This is a genomic window from Massilia sp. TWR1-2-2 (genome assembly GCF_049897565.1).
Taxonomy (GTDB): Bacteria; Pseudomonadota; Gammaproteobacteria; order Burkholderiales; family Burkholderiaceae_D; genus JAFCUW01.
Window position 1 is genome coordinate 179,960 of sequence record NZ_JAFCWM010000004.1, and the last position, 18,728, is coordinate 198,687.

The 18,728-nt window shown below is 66.3% G+C and carries 20 protein-coding genes; 8 read left to right on the forward strand and 12 right to left on the reverse strand.

The genetic code is table 11. The features are described from left to right. Positions 1-8: 8 nt before the first annotated feature. The 4 genes from ACP7DD_RS05790 to paoA all read right to left on the reverse strand — a co-directional run bounded on the left by ACP7DD_RS05790 (position 9) and on the right by paoA (position 4,373). Complete coding sequence (locus ACP7DD_RS05790) at positions 9-338, reverse strand: ArsR/SmtB family transcription factor (protein ID WP_426173823.1); 330 nt, start codon at positions 336-338, stop codon at positions 9-11. A gap of 225 nt (positions 339-563) precedes the next feature. Beyond that, positions 564-2,768, reverse strand: coding sequence for an aldehyde oxidoreductase molybdenum-binding subunit PaoC (gene paoC, locus ACP7DD_RS05795; RefSeq protein WP_426173747.1), 2,205 nt, complete (start codon positions 2,766-2,768; stop codon positions 564-566). Positions 2,769-2,772: 4 nt separating this feature from the next. Continuing rightward, positions 2,773-3,726 carry an FAD binding domain-containing protein gene (locus ACP7DD_RS05800; protein ID WP_426173748.1) on the reverse strand — a complete coding sequence of 318 codons (954 nt, stop codon included), beginning with the start codon at positions 3,724-3,726 and terminating at the stop codon, positions 2,773-2,775. Beyond that, positions 3,723-4,373, reverse strand: coding sequence for an aldehyde dehydrogenase iron-sulfur subunit PaoA (gene paoA / locus ACP7DD_RS05805; protein ID WP_426173749.1), 651 nt, complete (start codon positions 4,371-4,373; stop codon positions 3,723-3,725). Before paoA ends, ACP7DD_RS05800 begins: the two co-directional genes overlap by 4 nt. Positions 4,374-4,668: 295 nt before the next feature. Between paoA and ACP7DD_RS05810 the strand changes: the two genes are divergently transcribed. Next, positions 4,669-5,001: a PepSY domain-containing protein gene (locus ACP7DD_RS05810; protein ID WP_426173750.1), complete on the forward strand. Its 333-nt coding sequence runs from the start codon at positions 4,669-4,671 to the stop codon at positions 4,999-5,001. Positions 5,002-5,197: 196 nt separating this feature from the next. On the opposite strand, the gene ACP7DD_RS05815 is transcribed toward ACP7DD_RS05810, so the two are convergent. After that, positions 5,198-5,329, reverse strand: coding sequence for a hypothetical protein (locus ACP7DD_RS05815; protein ID WP_426173751.1), 132 nt, complete (start codon positions 5,327-5,329; stop codon positions 5,198-5,200). 195 nt (positions 5,330-5,524) lie between these two features. Between ACP7DD_RS05815 and ACP7DD_RS05820 the strand changes: the two genes are divergently transcribed. Next, a complete protein-coding gene (locus ACP7DD_RS05820) occupies positions 5,525-6,652 on the forward strand; it encodes an aminotransferase class V-fold PLP-dependent enzyme (protein WP_426173752.1) in 1,128 nt (375 codons plus the stop codon). Between the two features lie 15 nt (positions 6,653-6,667). Here the strand turns inward: ACP7DD_RS05820 and kefC are convergent, their stop codons facing one another. From kefC to ACP7DD_RS05850, 6 genes are all read right to left on the reverse strand, one after another. Beyond that, positions 6,668-8,488, reverse strand: coding sequence for a glutathione-regulated potassium-efflux system protein KefC (kefC, locus tag ACP7DD_RS05825; protein ID WP_426173753.1), 1,821 nt, complete (start codon positions 8,486-8,488; stop codon positions 6,668-6,670). After that, positions 8,478-9,065 carry an NAD(P)H-dependent oxidoreductase gene (locus ACP7DD_RS05830; protein WP_426173754.1) on the reverse strand — a complete coding sequence of 196 codons (588 nt, stop codon included), beginning with the start codon at positions 9,063-9,065 and terminating at the stop codon, positions 8,478-8,480. The genes kefC and ACP7DD_RS05830 overlap by 11 nt, the downstream gene beginning before the upstream one ends. Positions 9,066-9,199: 134 nt before the next feature. Then, positions 9,200-10,183 (reverse strand): alpha/beta fold hydrolase, encoded by a 984-nt coding sequence (locus ACP7DD_RS05835; protein ID WP_426173755.1) that lies wholly within the window; start codon positions 10,181-10,183, stop codon positions 9,200-9,202. A gap of 93 nt (positions 10,184-10,276) precedes the next feature. Further along, positions 10,277-10,462, reverse strand: coding sequence for a hypothetical protein (locus tag ACP7DD_RS05840; RefSeq protein ID WP_426173756.1), 186 nt, complete (start codon positions 10,460-10,462; stop codon positions 10,277-10,279). A 71-nt stretch (positions 10,463-10,533) separates the two neighbouring features. Next, entirely contained in the window at positions 10,534-11,961 is a 1,428-nt protein-coding gene (locus ACP7DD_RS05845) for a PLP-dependent aminotransferase family protein (protein ID WP_426173757.1), read from the reverse strand. A 7-nt stretch (positions 11,962-11,968) separates the two neighbouring features. Then, positions 11,969-12,133, reverse strand: a complete 165-nt coding sequence (locus ACP7DD_RS05850) for a DUF2970 domain-containing protein (RefSeq protein WP_426173758.1) — start codon at positions 12,131-12,133, stop codon at positions 11,969-11,971. On the opposite strand from ACP7DD_RS05850, the gene ACP7DD_RS05855 reads away from it, so the two are divergent. From ACP7DD_RS05855 to ACP7DD_RS05875, 5 genes are all read left to right on the forward strand, one after another. Next, the gene (locus ACP7DD_RS05855; RefSeq protein WP_426173759.1) at positions 12,132-12,335 is read left to right on the forward strand and encodes a hypothetical protein; all 204 of its coding nucleotides are present in this window, start codon (positions 12,132-12,134) and stop codon (positions 12,333-12,335) included. The genes ACP7DD_RS05850 and ACP7DD_RS05855 overlap by 2 nt on opposite strands. Before the next feature lie 33 nt (positions 12,336-12,368). After that, positions 12,369-13,070, forward strand: a complete 702-nt coding sequence (locus ACP7DD_RS05860) for a c-type cytochrome (RefSeq protein WP_426173760.1) — start codon at positions 12,369-12,371, stop codon at positions 13,068-13,070. A 423-nt stretch (positions 13,071-13,493) separates the two neighbouring features. Beyond that, positions 13,494-14,339: a c-type cytochrome gene (locus tag ACP7DD_RS05865; protein ID WP_426173761.1), complete on the forward strand. Its 846-nt coding sequence runs from the start codon at positions 13,494-13,496 to the stop codon at positions 14,337-14,339. A 95-nt stretch (positions 14,340-14,434) separates the two neighbouring features. Next, entirely contained in the window at positions 14,435-17,113 is a 2,679-nt protein-coding gene (locus ACP7DD_RS05870) for a bifunctional diguanylate cyclase/phosphodiesterase (RefSeq protein ID WP_426173762.1), read from the forward strand. A 38-nt stretch (positions 17,114-17,151) separates the two neighbouring features. Further along, on the forward strand, positions 17,152-17,499 hold the full coding sequence (locus tag ACP7DD_RS05875) for a hypothetical protein (protein WP_426173763.1): 348 nt from the start codon (positions 17,152-17,154) through the stop codon (positions 17,497-17,499). Here ACP7DD_RS05875 and ACP7DD_RS05880 read toward each other — a convergent pair. Next, positions 17,429-18,106: an SOS response-associated peptidase gene (locus ACP7DD_RS05880; RefSeq protein WP_426173764.1), complete on the reverse strand. Its 678-nt coding sequence runs from the start codon at positions 18,104-18,106 to the stop codon at positions 17,429-17,431. The genes ACP7DD_RS05875 and ACP7DD_RS05880 overlap by 71 nt on opposite strands. A gap of 155 nt (positions 18,107-18,261) precedes the next feature. Here ACP7DD_RS05880 and ACP7DD_RS05885 point away from each other — a divergent pair, with 155 nt between their 5' ends. Continuing rightward, complete coding sequence (locus ACP7DD_RS05885) at positions 18,262-18,684, forward strand: TraR/DksA family transcriptional regulator (protein ID WP_426173765.1); 423 nt, start codon at positions 18,262-18,264, stop codon at positions 18,682-18,684. Positions 18,685-18,728: the final 44 nt, after the last annotated feature.

Consider the following 18,728-nt stretch of genomic DNA (forward strand, 5'->3'; position numbering starts at 1 on the left):
GCTCCAGGTCAGGTGGGCGATGTCGTGGCGTCGCGGGCTACCGGGCCGCAAGGGACGCCGCCGCAGCAATTTTCGGTCAGGTAGCCGATCAGATTATTCATGACAACAACATCGGTCGAGTAAATGATGAAGCGGCCTTCGCTGCGCGCAGTGATAAGCCTGGCGTGCGAGAGTTCCTTCAAGTGAAACGACAGCGAAGAAGGCGCGATGTCGAGTTGCTCGGCGATCCTGGTCGCAGCCATTCCTTCGGCGCCCACTTGTACCAGCAGCCGAAAAATGGCGAGCCGGCTCTCTTGGGCGATAGCGGACAAGGCCGTCAACACTTGCTTGGTATCCATATGATTCACTTCCATGATTCAGTAATTATTGAACTATTCTAGCTCAGAAGCTACAACGCTTCAAATATTATCGAATTATCGTGACAGTGCGGTGACATCGTTCAGGCACGATGGGTTAGTGCGACGGTCTTGGTGCCTAGCAACTAAAACCCGTCGTGCCCGCCATTGGCGGACCCGACTTCGCGCGCGGGCGGGACCCCTGGTGAGCTGACTGAACCGCTATGGCTAGATGATCGCCGGCAGCTTCGCCAGCAGCTTGTCGAGCGTGATCGGATACTCGCGCACCCGCACCCCGGTCGCGTTGTAGATCGCGTTGGCAACGGCGGCGCCCACGCCGCAAATGCCAAGCTCGCCCACGCCCTTCGCCTTCATCGGCGACGACATCGGATCAGTCTCGTCCAGGAAAATCACTTCCTGGTGCGGAATGTCCGCATGCACCGGCACTTCGTAGCTGGCCAGGTCATGGTTGACGAAGAAACCGAAGTCCTGCCGGGTATCGACGTACAACTCTTCCATCAGCGCCGCGCCCACGCCCATCGTCATCGCGCCGATCACCTGGCTGCGCGCCGACTTCGGATTGAGGATGCGCCCGGCGGCGCAGACGGCCAGCATGCGCCGCACCCGCGTCTCGCCCGTGAAGGCATCGACCGCCACTTCGACGAAATGGGCGCCGAAGGTCGACTGCTGGAACTTTTTGTCGAGGTCGCCGTATTCCATGAAGTCCTCGGCCGTCAACGGGCCGTTGGCGGCAGCCTGGCGCAAGGGCAGGGAGCGGCCGCCCGATTTCACCATGCCATCGGCAAACTCCACATCGGCGGCAGCCAGCCCCAGCTTTTCGGCCACCGCGGTGCGCATCTTGGCGCAAGCGGCGTACACGCCGGCGGTCGAACTGTTGCCACCCCACTGGCCGCCGGAACCGGCCGAGACCGGAAAGTCGGAGTCGCCCAGCTTGACGGCCACCATGTTCAGCGGCACGCCCATCATTTCGGCGGCAGTCTGGGCGATGATGGTGTAACTGCCGGTGCCGATGTCGGTCATGTCGGTTTCCACCGTTACCAGGCCGTTCACGTCGAGGCGGATGCGCGCGGCCGACTTCATCACCACGTTGTTGCGGAAAGCGGACGCCACGCCCATGCCGATCAGCCATTGGCCTTCGCGCACCTTGCCCGGCACCGGGTTGCGCTTGTTCCAGCCGAAGCGCTCGGCGCCGCTGCGCATGCAGTCGATCAGGCGGCGCTGCGAGAAGCGGCGGTCCGGCTTTTCAGGATCGACCTTGGTGTCGTTGAGGATGCGGAACGTCACCGGATCGATCTTCAGCTTGTCGGCCATTTCGTCCATGGCGATTTCAAGCGCCATCAGGCCCGGCGCCTCGCCCGGCGCGCGCATCGCATTGCCTTCGGGCAAGTCGAGCACGGCCAGGCGCATCGACGTCATGCGGTTCGGGCCGGCATAGAGCAGGCGGGTCTGCTGCACGGCGACTTCGAGGTTGCCGCCGGGCAGGTCGCCGGACCACGATTCATGGCCGATCGACGTGATCTTGCCGTCGCGGCTGGCGCCGATGCGGATGCGCTGGATCGTCGCCGGCCGGTGCGTCGTGTTATTGATCATCATCGGCCGTGGCAGCGCCACCTTGACCGGCCGCTTGGCCGCGCGCGCGCCGAGCGCGGCCAGCACCGCTTCGGCGCGCAGGAACAGCTTGCCGCCGAAGCCGCCGCCGATGAACGGCGATATCAGGCGCACGTTTTCCTTCGGCACGCCGAGCGTCTTGGCCAGGTCGCCGCGCGTCCAGTTGATCATCTGGTTCGACGTCCACACGGTCAGCTTGTCGCCTTCCCACGCGGCGATCGACGCGTGCGGCTCCATCATCGCGTGCGACTGGTCGGGCGTGGTGTAGGTGGCGTCGAGCTTGACCGGCGCTGCGGCGAACGCGCCGGCGAAGTTGCCGAACTTCGAATCGGGCTGGTCTTTCTTCGGTTTTTTGGCGGTATCCTTCGCCTTCGCCAGGTCGTAGGCGCCGGTGGCCTTGATGTACTTCACGCGCACCAGGCCGGCGGCGGCGCGCGCCTGTTCGAACGTTTCGGCGACCACCAGCGCGACCGCCTGGTGATAGTGATCCACTTCAGGACCGGCCAGCAGCTTGGCGGTATTGAAGTCGCCCTTGCCGAGCTTGCCGGCGCTGTCGGCGGTGACGATGGTGAGCACGCCCGGCGCGCGGCGCGCCTCGGCCAGGTCGATCGAGCCGATGCGGCCCTTCGATATGGCGGCGGCGACGACGTAGCCAACCGCCGCATTCGGCGCGGCGGCGTGCTGTTCATGCGCATACAGCGCGGTGCCGGTGGTCTTCATCGGACCGTCGATGCGGTCGACCGGCTTGCCGACAATCTTCAGCTGGTCGATCGGATTGGTGGTGGCGGGCGTGGAAAATTTCATGGGGTCAGCCTTTCTTCGCGTCCGCCATCACGGCGGCGAGGGTCCGCTGGACCAGGATAGTTTTGAAGGCGTTGTGCGCCGTGGTCTTGCCGCCGGCCAGCATCTGGTCGGCAACGACTTTGGCGCCGCGCGGCAAGCTCGCTTCAGCCGCCTCGACGCGCCACGGCTTGTGCGCCACGCCGCCGAGGGCGACGCGGCCGCTGCCGTCGGGCTGGATGATGGCCGCCACCGAGATCAGGGCAAACGCGTACGACGAGCGGTCGCGCACCTTGCGGTACACCTGCCGACCGCCCACCGGCTTTGGCAGCTTGACGCTGGTGATCAGTTCGCCTGGCATCAGCGCGTTTTCGATATGCGGCGTATTCCCCGGCAGCTGATGGAAGTCGGCGATCGCAATCGTGCGCACCGAGCCGTCCGGGCGGATCGTTTCGATCTCGGCGTCGAGCACGCGCATCGCGATCGCCATGTCGCTCGGGTGGGTGGCGATGCACGATTCGCTCGAACCGACGATGGCGTGGGCGCGGCTGATGCCGCCAATGGCGGAGCAGCCGCTGCCCGGCACGCGCTTGTTGCACGGCTGGTTGGTGTCGTAGAAATAGGTGCAGCGGGTGCGCTGCAGCAGGTTGCCCGACGTGGTGGCCTTGTTGCGCAGCTGCCCGGAAGCGCCCGACAGCAAGGCGCGCGACAGCACCGCGTAGTCGCGCCGCACGCGCAGGTCCGACGCCAGGTCGGTGTTGCGCACCAGGGCGCCGACGCGCAGCGAGCCGTCGGCAAGCGCTTCGATTTTGTTGAGTGCCAGGCCGTTGACATCGATCAGGTGGGTCGGCGTCTCGATTTCGAGCTTCATCAGGTCGAGCAGGTTGGTGCCGCCGGCGATGAACCTGGCGTTCGGGTTGCGCAGCGCGGCGGCCGCCGCGTCGGCCGGCGTAGTTGCGCGCTGATAGGTAAACGCCTTCATGTCGTGCTCCCGGCCACCTCGGTGATTGCATCGAGGATATTTGAATAGGCGCCGCAGCGGCAGATGTTGCCGCTCATGCGCTCGCGGATTTCTTCGGCGTTCATTTGCGGCGGCGCGCCAAGGTCGGCGGTGACGTGGCTCGGAATGCCTTGCTTGATTTCACCGATGACCGCAACGGCCGAGCAGATCTGCCCGGGGGTGCAGTAGCCGCACTGGTAGCCGTCGTGCTTGACGAAGGCGCTCTGCATCGCGTGCATCTTGCCCGGGTTGCCGAGCCCTTCGATCGTCGTGACGCTGGCGCCTTCGTGCATTACGGCGAGCGTGAGGCAGGAATTGATGCGGCGGCCGTCGACGATGACGGTGCAGGCGCCGCACTGGCCGTGGTCGCAGCCTTTCTTGGTGCCGGTCAGGTGCAGGTTCTCGCGCAGCGCGTCGAGCAGTGACGTGCGCGTGTCGACGTCGAGCTGGCGGCTGGTGCCGTTGACGTTGATCGATACTTTGTTGACCACCGGAGCCATGCCGGGCGCGGCCGCAGTGGATGCTTGCTGGGCGCCGGCCAACGAGGGCACCGCGGCAGCGGAGGCCGATATCGCACTGATGATCAGCAGGTCGCGCCTGGTAATTTTTACGTCGTTGAAGTCGTCCATCGTGGTTGCACCTGTACGTGATGTGGTGACGTCCTTCGCGAACGAACGCTACGTATCTTTGCGAAGGGCAATAAAAGGGCGGCATATGCTACCAGGCTCCGTTCTATTTTATGCCAGTTTTAAAAAAATGGTAAATACGGTAGAGCGCTGGGGCTCATGAGCGCGATTCATGAGTGAAGTTCGGCGCGTCGAAGGTCGATCGACCAATCATGAGCAGCGTCAGGGGAATGCGCCGCGCGAGCTTGCGCTGGCGCGGGAATGTGGGAAGCTTTGCCGGGGCCATGGAGGGCGGGGCATGAATCGTACGCTGATCTATCTGCTGACGTTCGCCGGCTTGACGGCTGCCGCCGCGCTGGCGACCGTGTACGTACAGCGCGTGGCGGAAGACGAAGCGAGCACCATCGCCAAGGCCGGCGTGAGCCTCGCGCAGGCGGTCGGCATCGCCGAGCGTCACGTCGGCGGCAGGGCCGTGAGCGCCGATTATGAGGATCAGCACGGGCAATGGGTATTCGCGGTCGAAGTCGTCAAGGGCAAAGGCACGATGGACGTCACCGTCGAAGCGTCGACCGGCAAGGTGCTGGCCGCGGTCGGCAACATCGACCCCAGCATCGAGCCGGACAAGGAGTAGGGCAGCAGTCGCCAGTCAGGTGGATGCAAGCAGACGCCCGCAGCAAATCACCGCTATCCAGATCGCCAGCGACGCCAGCGCCTGAATGCACGCCAGCGCCGGCGCAGGCTTCGTCGTGTCCACGGCCCAACCGTGCGATACACACCAACGTGAAACATCAGCGCGTCGAAGCCGGCCAGCACGATCAGCAGCAGCTTCAGCTGGAACACCCGGTTGCTGACGCATAGTGCGGATGCGCCGAAAACATCATCACACCCGCGGGCACGATCAGCGCCAGGCTCGCCACCGACCACGGCAGCAGATGGCGGCCAAGCTGCTGCACCGGCATTGTACGCGCGCAACAGCAGGGGTCTGACCCGGCGTTGGGGTCAGACCCCGAATTTGTCAGGCCGGCGAATCCGGGGTCTGACCCCAAGTGAAAAACGGGTCAGACCCCTGCTGTTAGCGCGGCATGGCGTTTCTGCTATTCTTCAGGCAGTCAGCGTACTTCCTGCAACCCGATCCATTTTTGTAAGAGGCAAACATGCCAGGCCTGCTCCCCGACGTCGACCCCGACGGACTGCTCGAATACTCCGTGGTCTATTCGGACCGCGCAATCAACCACATGTCGCAATCGTTCCAGCGCGTGATGCGCGATATTTCCGCTACGCTCAAGGACGTCTACAACGCGCAGTCAGCCATCGTGGTGCCAGGCAGCGGCACCTTTGGCATGGAAGCGGTCGCGCGGCAATTTGCCACCGGCAAGCACTGCCTGGTGATCCGCAACGGCTGGTTCAGTTTCCGCTGGACCCAGATCTTCGACCTGGGCAGCATTCCTTCCAGCTCGACCGTGCTGAAGGCGCGCCGCGTCGACGACAGCCGCCAGGCGGCGTTCGCGCCCGCGCCGATCGCCGAAGTGGTGGCCGCCATCGCGGCGGAAAAGCCGGCGGTCGTGTTCGCGCCGCATGTGGAGACAGCGTCCGGCATCATCTTGCCTGACGACTACCTGCGCCAGGTTGCCGACGCCGTGCATGCGGTGGGCGGGCTGTTCGTGCTCGACTGCATCGCCTCGGGCACCGTGTGGGTCGACATGCAGGCCACCGGCGTCGATGTGCTGATCAGTGCGCCGCAAAAGGGCTGGAGTGGCTCGCCGTGCTGCGCGCTGGTGATGCTCAGTGCGCTGGCGCGCGACAAGATCGAATCGACCACCAGCACCAGTTTCGCCTGCGACCTGCGCAAGTGGCTGCAGATCATGGAGGTGTACGAACAGGGCGGCTTTGCCTACCATGCGACGATGCCGACCGATGCGCTGGCCGTGCTGCGCGACGTGATGAAGGAGACGACCGCCTACGGCTTCGACAAGGTGTGTGCCGAGCAGCAGGAGCTGGGCAGGCGAGTGCGCGCGCTGCTGGCCGAAAAAGGTTTCCGGAGCGTGGCGGCGCCGGGGTTCGAGGCGCCGGGCGTGATCGTCAGCTATACCGATGACGACGCCATGCAGTCGGCCAGGAAGTTCGTCGCCGCCGGCGTGCAGATCGGCGCCGGCGTGCCCTTGCAATGCGACGAGCCGGCCGACTTCAAGACCTTCCGCATCGGCTTGTTCGGGCTCGACAAGTTGCACAACATCGAGCGCACCGTGAGCACGTTTGCCGCCGCGCTCGACAAGATGGGGTAGCGTCCCGTGCGGCTACTACGGATGGCCGTCGGCGTCTTGCCAGGCGACGTTCTTTTCGTCCTTTAGCGCGGCGAGATCGCGGGCAAACATTTCGTTGAGCTCGTCGCGCGACTGGCGCGCCATCGAGATGTAGCGCTCCTGGTCCTTGTAGTACGGGTAGACCGCTTGCAGGCTCTTGATGTTGTGCAGCTTGAACTTGTTCGCCGCCGACCGCGCCCGGTACGCGCCGAAACCGAGGTGGCGCAGCACCTGCTGCCCCAGCGCGAGCGCCGCCTCGAACGTCTCGCGCTCGACAATGTCGACGCCGCGGTCCATCAGGTCGTACAGGTGCGTCACGTTGCGTGCCCGCGCCATGATCTTCAGGTCGGGGAACTCGCGCCGCACCGCGTCCACCAGCGCCAGGCTGTCTTCGATGCTGTCGATGGCGACAACCAGCGCGCGCGCCTTGCCGGCGCCGGCCGCATGCAGCAGGTCGACCCGCGTGACGTCGCCATAAAACACCTTGATGCCAAAACGGCGCAGCAACTCGACCTGCTCGGGATCATGGTCCAGCACCGTCATCGTGATCTGGTTGGCGCGCAGCAGGCGGCCGATGATTTGGCCGAAGCGCCCGAAGCCGGCGATGATGACGTGGTCTTCCTGCGTCTCGATGATGTCGGCCGGACGCCGGTTCTGGTCGCGATAGCGCGGCGCAATGACGCGGTCGTGCAGCAGCAACAGCAGCGGCGTGGCCACCATCGACAGCGCCACCACCACCACCAGGATCGACGCGGTGGCCGGCGTGAACACGCGCGCCGTTTCGGCGGCGGCAAACACGACAAAGGCGAATTCGCCGCCTTGTGATAATAAAAACGTAAACAGCGCGCGCTGGCTCGGCGGCACGTCGAACAGGCGCGACAGAGCGTACAGCACCGCCAGCTTGATCGTCATGAAGCCGGCCACCAGCATCAGCACCAGGCCAGGCTGCGAAAAGAACACGCCGAAGTCGACCGACATGCCGACGGCGATGAAGAACAGGCCCAGCAGCAGCCCCTTGAACGGCTCCAGGTCGACCTGCAGCGCGTGGCGGTACTCCGAATCGGCCAGCATCACGCCGGCCATGAAGGCGCCGAGCGCCATCGACATGCCGACCCATTGCATCAACAGCGCCACGGAAATGACCAGCAGCAGCGAGAACGACGTGAAGATTTCACGCATGCCGGTCTTGGCGATGAAGCGCAGGACCGGGCGCAGCAGGTAGCGCCCGCCGACGACCAGGCCAACCAGCACCGCGGCCACGCGCAGCGCGCCGAGCCAGCCCTGGCCGCTGCCGTGCACGGCGGCCACGCCCAGCACCGGCACCAGCGCAATCATCGGGATCGCGGCCATGTCCTGGAACAGCAAGATCGAAAACGCGGCCGAACCGGTCGGCGTCGTCTTCAAGTTGCGCTCCTCCAGCGTGGCCAGGGCGATCGCGGTCGACGACAGCGACAAGCCGAGCGCGGCGATCAGCGCCACTTTCCAGTCGACGCCGAACACCATGGCGGCGCCGGCCAGCGCCGCCGCCACGCCGACGACCTGGGCGCCGCCCCAGCCGAAGATCGGCCGCCGCATCGACCACAGGCGGTCGGGCTCGAGCTCGAGCCCGATGATAAACAGCAGCAGCACCACGCCGAATTCGGAAAAGTGCAGGATGTCTTCGACCTCGGTGATCAGGCGCAAGCCCCACGGTCCGATGATGACGCCGGCCAGCAGGTAGCCGAGCACGGCGCCCATGCCAAAGCGCCTGGCGATCGGCACCGCCACCACCGCCGCCGCCAGGTACACGACGGCATTTGTCAGCAGGCTATGTTCCATGGGGTTGCCCGGCAAAGTCGAGGGTGCGGGCAGCCGGCAGCGCGCCGGCCAGTTGCTGCAGCCGCGCGGTGAACTGGCCGATATGCGCGTCGACCGTGCGCGCGTCGACCTCGTGCGCGCCATGCAGCACGTGCGGGGCGATCCAGCGCATGCCGCACAGCGCCGCGGTCTGCTCGGCCGGCGCGAGAAAGTCGCTGAACGGCCGGCCGTGACGCTTGCCCGGCGCGTATTCGTCGGCATGGCCGCCGGTGGTGGCCACCAGCCAGTTGGTCTTGCCGTTGCAGGCGCTGCCTTCGGGGCCGTACGCCCAGCCGTCCTCGAGCACGACGTCGACCCATTCTTTCATCAGCGACGGCATGCTGTACCACTGCATCGGGTACATGAAGATGATCACCTCGGCCTGCGCCACCAGCGCCTGTTCGCGCGCGACGTCGATGTAGAAGTCGGGATAGCTTTCGTACAGGTCGTTGACGAAGACGCCGTCGACGATCCGCGCGGCATCGGCCATGCGCCGGTTGACGCGCGACAGGTGCGGCGCCGGATGGGCGTACTGGACCAGGATGCGGTTGGGATTCACGGAGGCGCTTTCTAGGCGTAGCAATACGATATCGAATTATCGCTGAAAACCGCCTCGGAGGGCGCGGACGCTCGCTGCGCCAACCTCGAGCACGGCGGCAAGAAGCATTCAGTGCGTGCCCACGTTCTCCGGATTTACGGACATTTCGCCTGCGTAGCCAGTTTTTCCACCGCCGCCATGATGCGCTCCGGCGCCGCATAGTGCGCCATGTGGCCGACGCCATCCTCCATCGTCAGCTCGCTGTGCGAGATCTCCCGGTGCAGCCGCCCCGAGTTGCTTTTCGCGTCCGCCACCAGGTCGCCGCTGCCGGCGATCAGCGCCACCGGCATCGTGATCTCCGCATAGCGTTTCGACAGCCGCTCGGCAGCCGGTACCATCATGCTGCTGTCGGACGCGGCCGCTTTGAGCTGGCCGGGCCGCAGCGTCATCCACACCGGCAGGCGATCGAAACGCTCCGGTGTCTTTTCGGGCAAGAACATTTGCTTGACCAGCGCCGGCCACAGCATGCGGCCAACCAACGGCGCCAGCGTGTAGCGATAAGCATGGCCCAGCACCGGCAGCGCCGGCACCGACGCGAGCGCCGCATCGATCCGCGTGCTCGGATAGAAATAGCCGCCCACCAGCGCGATGGCCCGCACGTAGCGCGGGTAGTCGAGCGCCATCGCCAGCGCCACCTGGGTGCCGAGCGAATGGCCGACGACGATCGGCCGCTCCACGCGCAGTTCGTGCAGGGCGTTGTACAGCAGGCGCGCCTGCGCTTCCGGCGTCCAGCAGGTATGCGATGGCCGCTCGCTGTAGCCGAAACCGGGACGGTCGAAGGCGATCACGCGATGCGTGCTGGCCGCCTGTTCCATCAGGCCGCTGAAGGCGAAATCGTCGGCAAACAGGCCATTGCCATGCAACAGCACCAGCGCCGGGCCTGCGCCGCGCTCGATGTAGTGCAGCCGCACGCCATCGACGTCGATGAACTTGCCGGCGGGTAGATGTTTTGCTTCTACAGATTTCTTCTTGGCCTGCACGACGACAAAGGCGGCGGCGAGTCCGGCGGCCGCGGCGAACAGGGCGGGCGTGCGCCACGGTTTTTCGCGGCGGGTCGGCAACAGCGTGGTGGGATACATAGTTTCTCCTTGAACAGAATGGCGGGGAAATGCCAACGGAGCCAGGCTGCGATTGCGGCGTGGCTCCGTGTGGACGAAACGAGTCAGGTGGTATTAGTGCTTTTGCTCTTGCTTGGCACCACCGCCGGCACCTTCGTGGCTGCCGGCTTTTTCGCGGCTCATGTGGTCATGGCTGCTTTTGTCGTGCTGCTTGACCGACGACTTGGCATCGGCTTCTGTTTCCGATTGCGGCTTGCCCGATTGTTCGTTCTGCGTGCCGCTCGATTTCGATTGGGTCATGGTAAATCTCCTTGGGTCGTGTGAATGAACTGGTGTCGATTGTCATCCTTGCACCAAGGACCGTCTGTGCGTTAGTCAACCATGGCGCCATTTGCGGCGATGATCCGGCCCAGCGTTGCCATCGCCGCCTCGTGGAGCTCGTCCCACGGGTGGCCGTAGTTCAGGCGCAGGCAGTTGAGGAACTTGCGCTCGGCCGAGAACATCGGGCCGGGCGCCACGCTGATTCCCAGCGACAGCGCGCTGCGCTGGACCTGCAGCACGTCGACCTGGCCGGGCAGCTCGACCCAGACGAAGTAGCCGCCGGCCGGCCGCGTCGCCTTGGTACCGGGCGGAAAATAGCGCGCCACCGCCTGCAGCATGGCCGTCTGCTGCACCGACAGCGCGTGGCGCAGCTGGCGCAGGTGGCGATCGTAGCCGCCCTTGGCCAGGTAGTCGGCAATGGCGCCCTGCGCCGGCGCCGATGCCGACAGGGTGCGCGACAATTTCAGCCGCGCCACCGCGCCGGTGAACTTGCCGGGCGCCGCCCAGCCGACCCGGTAGCCGGGCGCCAGGCACTTCGAAAACGACGAGCAGTGCATCACCAGGCCGGTCTTGTCGAACGCTTTCGCCGGCAGCGGCCGGCGGCTGCCGAAATACAGCTCGCCGTAGACGTCGTCTTCGATCAGCGGCACTGCGTGCTCGGCCAGCAGGGCCACCAGCGCCTGCTTCTTTGCGTCCGACATCAGGCCGCCGAGCGGATTCTGGAAATTTGTCATCAGCCAGCAGGCGCGCGGCTTGTGCCGCTCCAGCGCCAGGGCCAGCTGCGCCAGGTCGATTCCTTCGCGCGGGTGGGTGGCAACCTGGATCGCCTTGAGCCCCAGCCCCTCGAGCGCCTGCAGAGCGCCATAAAAGGTGGGCGACTCGATGATCACGCTGTCGCCCGGGCGCGCCACCGTGTGCAGGCACAGGCTGAGCGCTTCGAGCGCGCCGTTGGTGATGACGATGTCGTCGGTGTGCACGTGCATGCCGTCGGCCAGGTAGCGCAGCGCGATCTGGCGCCGCAAGGCCGGGCTGCCGGGCGTCAGGTCGTCGACCGTGCTCCAGGGATCCATCTTCTGGATGCTGGCGGCCATCGATTTGGCCAGCCGCGCGAACGGGAACAGCAGCGGGCTCGGAAAGGCCGAGCCGAACGGCACCACGTCGCGGTTCTGCGCCGACGCCAGGATGTCGAACACCAGCTCGCTGACGTCGACCTCGGTCGAGTCAAGCGTCGGCAACGAGGCGTTGTCGATTTCCGGCAGCACCGCCCTGGCGCCGGCGATGACGTAGTAGCCGGAGCGCTCGCGCGCCCGGATCAGGCCGCGCGCCTCGAGCAGGTAATAGGCCTGGAACACCGTCGACGCGCTGACGGCGCGGCTGGCGCCGGCCTGGCGAACCGACGGCAGGCGGTCGCCCAGCGTCATCACGCCCGTGCGGATCGACTGTGCGATGTCCTCGGCGAGCGCCTCGTAGCGTTTCATCGGCCGGCTAGCTGATGGCGAAGCGGACCGCGAGAACGATGGCGCCAATAAAGATCACGGTGCCGATCAGCGCGGCGATGATCACGTACACCGGATTCATGCCGCCGGCGACGTCCTGGTCGAAATCGCGCTTGCTGCGCAGGCCGATGAACGACCACGCGATCGCTTTCATGGTGCTGGCGAAGGAACGCTTGTTTGCTGGTGGGGTGGGTTGGTCTGCCATGGTCTCGATCGTCATCAATGGTGCAATTGTACTGGGCGGCTGCGCCGAAAAACAGCGGCAGAACGCGATCAATTTACCATATCAGGAACCTCATCTGATACGCAAAAATAACGGCAGACTGAATCTGTTTTGTTTTGCCGCGGCTGGTTAGACTCCTCTGATGCCATTCAGAACAGACAGGGTAATGACGATTTCCAGCAAACTGATCGGGGTTGCGCTGCTCGCCGCGGCGCTGCTCGGCAATGCCGCCGCTGCCGCCGACAAACCGGCCGACACCATTGCCCAGCGCGCGCTCGCCTGCGTCGCTTGTCATGGCAAGGACGGGCGCGCCACCAGCGACGGCTTCTTCCCGCGCATCGCCGGCAAGCCGGCCGGCTACCTGTACAACCAGTTGATCAATTTCCGCGACGGTAACCGCAGCTACCCTTTGATGACCTACATGGTCGGCCACATGTCGGACGAGTACCTGAAGGAAATCGCGCAGTATTTCTCCGAGCAGCACCCGCCGTACGCGGCGCCGCAGCCGGTCAGGGCGTCGGCCGACAGCATGGCGCTGGGCCGGCGCCTGGTGCTGACGGGCGACGCGTCGCGCAAGATTGCGGCCTGCAGCGCCTGCCACGGCGAGACCTTGCGCGGCGCCTTGCCGGCAATACCGAGCCTGCTCGGCTTGCCGCGCGACTACGTCAACGCCCAGATCGGCGCCTGGAAGAACGGCGCGCGCAAGGCCAGGGCGCTGGACTGCATGGCGCACATCAGCAAGCAGCTCAGTGCCGACGAAGTCGGCGCCATCTCGGCATGGCTGGCCGCGCAGCCGATCCCGCGCGACATGGCGCCGGCGCCGGCCGCCGCCGTCACGCTGCCCACTCCCTGCGGCAGCGCCCAATAAACATTCGATCGGTAATCTCATGAAGCGAATCGCTCTGGCCATGCTGGCAATTGCAATACTTGGGCTGGGGTCGGTGGCCGCCATCGAAGCCACGCGTGCGGCGCACAGCGGCAATCCGGCGCCGGTGGCGGACGCGGCGGCGCAGGTACGTGCCGGACAATACCTGGCCAGCGTCGGCAACTGCGTCGGCTGCCACACGGTTCGCGGCGGCCAGCAATACGCCGGCGGGCGCGGCCTGGCGACGCCGTTCGGCACCATTTACGCGCCGAACCTGACGTCCGACAAGGGCACGGCATCGGCGCCTGGTCGGCCGACGACTTCTGGCAGGCCATCCACAACGGCAGGTCGAAGGACGGCAGCTTCCTGTATCCGGCGTTTCCCTATCCGAACTACACGAAAGTCGCGCGTGCGGACTCGGACGCGATGTTCGCCTACTTCCGGACGATCGCGCCGGTCACGCAGCAGAACCGGCCCAGCGAGCTGCGCTTCCCGTACAACCAGCGCTTGCTGCTGCCGCTCTGGCGCGCCGTCAACTTTGACCAGGGCGAGTACGCCGGCGCGCCGGAGCAGGGGGCGCAATGGAACCGCGGCGCTTACCTGGTCGAAGGGCTCGGCCATTGCAGCGCGTGCCACACCGGGCGCAATGCGCTCGGCGGCAGCATCGCCGACAAGCGCCTGGGCGGCGCCATGATTCCGATGCAGGACTGGTACGCGCCGCCGCTCGGCTCCGGCGACAGCGCCGCCGACATCGGCCAGCTGCTCAAGGCGGGTGTATCGGCGCGCGGCGCCGTGTTCGGGCCGATGGCCGACGTCGTTGCCGGCAGCTTGCAGCATGCGAGCGACGCCGACATCGGCGCGATGGCGGCGTACCTGACAACGCTGCCGGTGGCCGCGCCGGCGCGCGCCGTCCTTGTGGTGCCGGGCGCGCAGGCGATGCTGCGCCAGGGCGCCGAACTGTACAAGGCGCAGTGCGCCGAGTGTCATGGCGCCGATGGGAAGGGTGCGGCGGGCGCCTATCCGTCGCTCGAAGCGAGCCGGGCGGTGGGGGCGGCCAATCCGGTGAACGCGATCCGGATGGTGCTCAACGGCGGCTATCCGCCGAGCACCCACGGCAACCCGCGGCCGTACGGCATGCCGCCGTTCGGCCCGACGTTGTCGGACGCCGAGGTGGCGGCGGTGGTGTCGCACCTGCGCACCAGCTGGGGGCACCACGGCGGGACGCTGTCTGCGGTCGACGTATCGCGCCTGCGCGGCGTGCCGATCGATTGAGCGCGTCGCGGCAGAGCAGTAGTCGCAAGGCGCGCGACGCGGCGAGGGCGAAATTCATATACTGAACCGTTACCCACGTCATCATTGCATCGAGCATGAGCATGCGATCCGCGCCAGGCGTTGTCGGGCAGGGAGCGGCGAAGGCTATTCGCAGCCTTGCCGCCAGCGTCGTTGCGAACATGCACATCATCGCCGCCTGCCTGCTGGCGGCGCTGTTGCTCAGCCTGCTGAGCTCGGGCGTGCTGCTCGGCAGCGCGGCGGCCGACCGCGACGACGGCGAGCGCGCCGCGCTCGACCAGGCCCGCACGACCGCCCACGCCTATTCCGACCAAGTGGCGCGCGCCGTCAACTGGCATGACCTGGTGCTGCGCCAGAGTCGCGAGAGCTGGGGCCTGTCCGCACACGGCCTGAACCTGGAATCGGCGCAGTCAGCCGAGATGTTTGCCGACGCCACGTTCTCCAACCTGGCCATTCTCGCCAGCGACGGCCGCCTCGTCACCGCCATGAAGCGGCAGGGCGAACTGGCACTGGCAGCGCAGGCGCGCTTTTTTCAGATCCATGCCGGCGCGCCTGCCGATCAGCTGGTCATCAGCCAGGTGATCGATGACGGCGGCAACGTCGTCGAACTGCAGTTCTCGCGCCCGATCCGCGCCGCCGGCGGCCGCTTCGACGGCGTCGTGCTGGTGCAAGTGGCCGCCCAAAAGTTGACGCTCGACTTCTTCATGCAGCGCTTCGCGCCGGACGGCGTGGTCGGGCTGGCCGGCGCCGACAACCTGCCGCTGCTCGCCGTCGCCGGGCGCCCTCGGCGGGTGCGGCTGGCGCTGCCGCCGCTGGCCGCCGCCGGCGGCAGCGTGCTGGCCCCCGCCGCCTGGTTCAGTGACGGCCGCGCGCGCTATTTCGGCTGGCACCGGGCCGGCGCGTATCCGCTTACCGCCTTTGTCGCCCTCGACCAGCAGAACATGCTGGCGCCGTTCGACGCCGCGCGCGCGGCGGCCGTGTCGCGCGCCATCATCGCCACCGCCGCCTTGTTTGCCGGCGCCCTGGTGGTCATGGGCTTCCTGCTGCGGCTGACCTGGCGCAAGCGCGAGAGCCAGCGCACCGACGAAACGTACCGCATGGCCACCGAAGGCAGCAGCGACGGCTTTTTCATCCTCGGCATGTTGTTCAACGGCACCGGCGCGGTCGACGACTTCGAAGTGCTCGACTGCAACAAGCACGGCGCCGCGCTTTGTCACCAGCGGCGCGAAACGCTGATCGGGCGCCGCTTCTCGGCGCTGTACCGCGACCACACGTTAGCCGAACTGCTCGACGTGCTGCGCGGCGCCGTCGATACCGGCTCCTACGACGGCGAACTAGAATTTCAGCCGGAAGGGGCCGACCGCTCGCGCTGGATGCAGCTCAAGGCGGTGCGCTCGGAGCAGAAGCTGGCCATCACGCTGCGCGACATTTCCGAATCGAAGGCACACGTGGCGGCGCTGGAACACCGCGGCAACCACGACGCGCTGACCGGCCTGCCGAACCGCCACTGGCTGCAGTGGTACCTGCCGCAGGCGATCGGCCGCGCACGCGAGCACCGCCAGACGCTGGCGCTGCTGTTCATCGACCTCGACGGCTTCAAGGCGGCCAACGACGCCATGGGCCACGCCGCCGGCGACGAACTGCTGCGCCACGCCGCGCACCGGCTGACCGAAGCGGTGCGCCCGCACGACCACGTCATCCGGCTCGGCGGCGACGAATTCGTCGTCATCCTGGAACACAACCTGCGCGTCGAAGACGCCGCCATCGTCGCCGAGCGCGTCATCGCCGCCTTCAGGCCGAAGTTCAAGCTGATCGGCGGCACCGCGGTGCTGGGCACGTCGATCGGCATCAGCAGCTTTCCGACGGACGGCGACGATGCCGCCTCGCTGCTGCAGAACGCCGACGTGGCGATGTATTCGGTCAAGACCAGCGGCAAGGGCAGCTTCCGCTTCTTCGATCAGCAGTTCTACGCAGCGCTGCGTCAGCAACTCGAGCTCGAGCAGGAGCTGCGCCGCGCCATCGAGCACGACGAATTCGTCGTCCACTACCAGCCGCGCATGGACCTGGCCAGCAGCCGCGCCACCAGCATGGAGGCGCTGGTGCGCTGGCTGCACCCGCGCCGCGGCCTGCTCGAACCGGCCGAATTCATCCCGCTGGCCGAAAGGACCGGCATGATCGTGCGCCTGGGCGAACTGGTGCTCGGCAAGGTGTGCGGCCAGCTGGCGCAGTGGGCGGCCAGGGAAGCGAGCCTGGTGCCGGTGTCGGTCAATATCTCGTCGCGCCAGTTCAACGAAACCGATATCGCCCGCGTGTTTTCCGGCGCAATGGCGCGCCACGGCATTGCCGCCAGCCTGCTGGAAATTGAACTGACCGAGTCGTCGATGATGGGCGGCAGCAGCCATGTGCTCGAATCGCTGTCGAAGATTCGCGGCATGGGCATCAAGCTGCTGGTCGACGATTTCGGCACCGGCTACTCGTCGCTGGCGCAGCTGCAGATGCTCGACTTTGACATGCTGAAGGTCGACAAGGCATTCACCAGCCGCATCGAACAAACCGAGCAGGGCAAGATCTTGTTTACGGCCATCATCACCATGGCGCACGCGCTCGGCATGCGGGTGGTCGCCGAGGGCGTCGAGACCGGCAAGCAGCTGAGCATCCTGCGCGCGCTGCGCTGCGACGAGGTGCAGGGCTATTTCATCTCGCTGCCGCAGGCGGCGACCGAGGCGCAGAGCGTGCTGCTGTCGCCGGTGGCCTGAACCAGCGGTGCCGCGGCGGCTGCGGCACCGCGTGCAAGATGGCCAACCACGTTTCAACCTGTGGCTGCCGATGTCTGAACAACCATGTCTTCACCGAACGTGAGCACCACTACCTGCCATCGGCCGAGCGCGGCGCGTTCGCCGCCGTCAGCCCGATCGACGGCAAGGAGCGCCAGTATGGCTACGACGCGGTCGGCGACGTTCCGCTGGTGATCATCACCGGCATGGACCGCAAGGATGCGCTGGTCGACTGGCACGGCCGGGCGCATCCAGCTGTCGTCGAAGCTGCTGGACCAGGTAGCCGAATGTCACAATTCAGAACAATGTATCTTCCACCACAGGCGCCGCCTTGGTTCGCGGTGGCAGCGGGGCGGCCTCGGCGGTGAGACGGTCGGCTTCCCAAGGGCGGTAGATGTCGGCCTCGTTGACCAGTTCGCCTTCCAGCCAGCCCTGGTATTGACCCGGTTCGAGCAGCACCAGCATGCGTTTTTCGTCGCCGGGCTTGTGGAAGCGCTGCATCAGCGGATGGCCGTCGGCATTGATGGTCAGCATCGAGAACGACAGCAGCGGCAAGCCGTCCGGTCCGCTCGGGCGCCACTCCCAGATGCCGGCGATGCCGAGCCGCTCGTTGCCGGCTGCGGTGATGCGCCAGCGCACCGGATTGCCGCTGTCGTAGCACGGCTCGTAAAAGTTATCCGCCGGAACAATGCAGAACTGATTGCGTTTCCACGCGTTGCGGAACGACGGCTTGGTCGCCACCGTCTCGGTGCGCGCGTTGTAGGTCTGGCGTGCCAGCTTCGTGTCGGCCCAGTGCGGCACCATGCCGAACATCGCCGGCACCACCTCGACTTGGCCGGCGGCATCGCGCGATTCGCGCAGGATCGGCGCCAGGTAGCCAGGGAACGCTTCGTCCGGAAAATTGAACAGTGCGCGTTCGAGACCATGGTGCTGGCTGATCGCGTCGAGGCGGGTAGGGGTGTAGTTGGCGCACATTGCACAATGGTAGCGCGTTTTTCCGATACCGGCTGCACAGTGGCAGCGCCGCGCGAATGGTGCACGTTTGATCTGCCGCAAGGACTGGGGGCAGCTCGGTGCGCCACACTTTCGCATGCCGCCTGGCCGGCGCCTGCAGAACCGAAAGGACCGCCGTGAGACAGTTGACATCATCCGACCTCGACGAGCTCGAGAGCCGGCTGCGCAGCGAGCGGCACCTGGTGCTCGAAGCGATCCGCGACCGGCTGGTCGGTTACGACAGCGACGAGCAGAGCGTGCTGGTCAATTTCTTTGCCGAGCATGGCAGCAAGGCGGCAGCCGGCCAGCTGGGCGCCACCGACATTGCCCAGTTGCGCGACGAGCTGGCGCGGCTCGACAACATCGACATGGCGATGAAGCGGCTGGACTTCGGCGCCGGCGGCCTGTGCGTCGTATGCGGCAACCCGATCCCGCTGACGCGGCTGCGCGCGGCGCCGGCGTCGCTGACGTGCCTCCATTGCCAGCGCCGCATCGACGCCGGCAGTGAAACGGCGACCGGCGCCCCGCACGTGCCGGGCCGCGCCCACGGCGCTCATTAGCCGCCCGCAGCCGTTAGGCGTCCTCCTTGCGCAGCCCCGCTCCG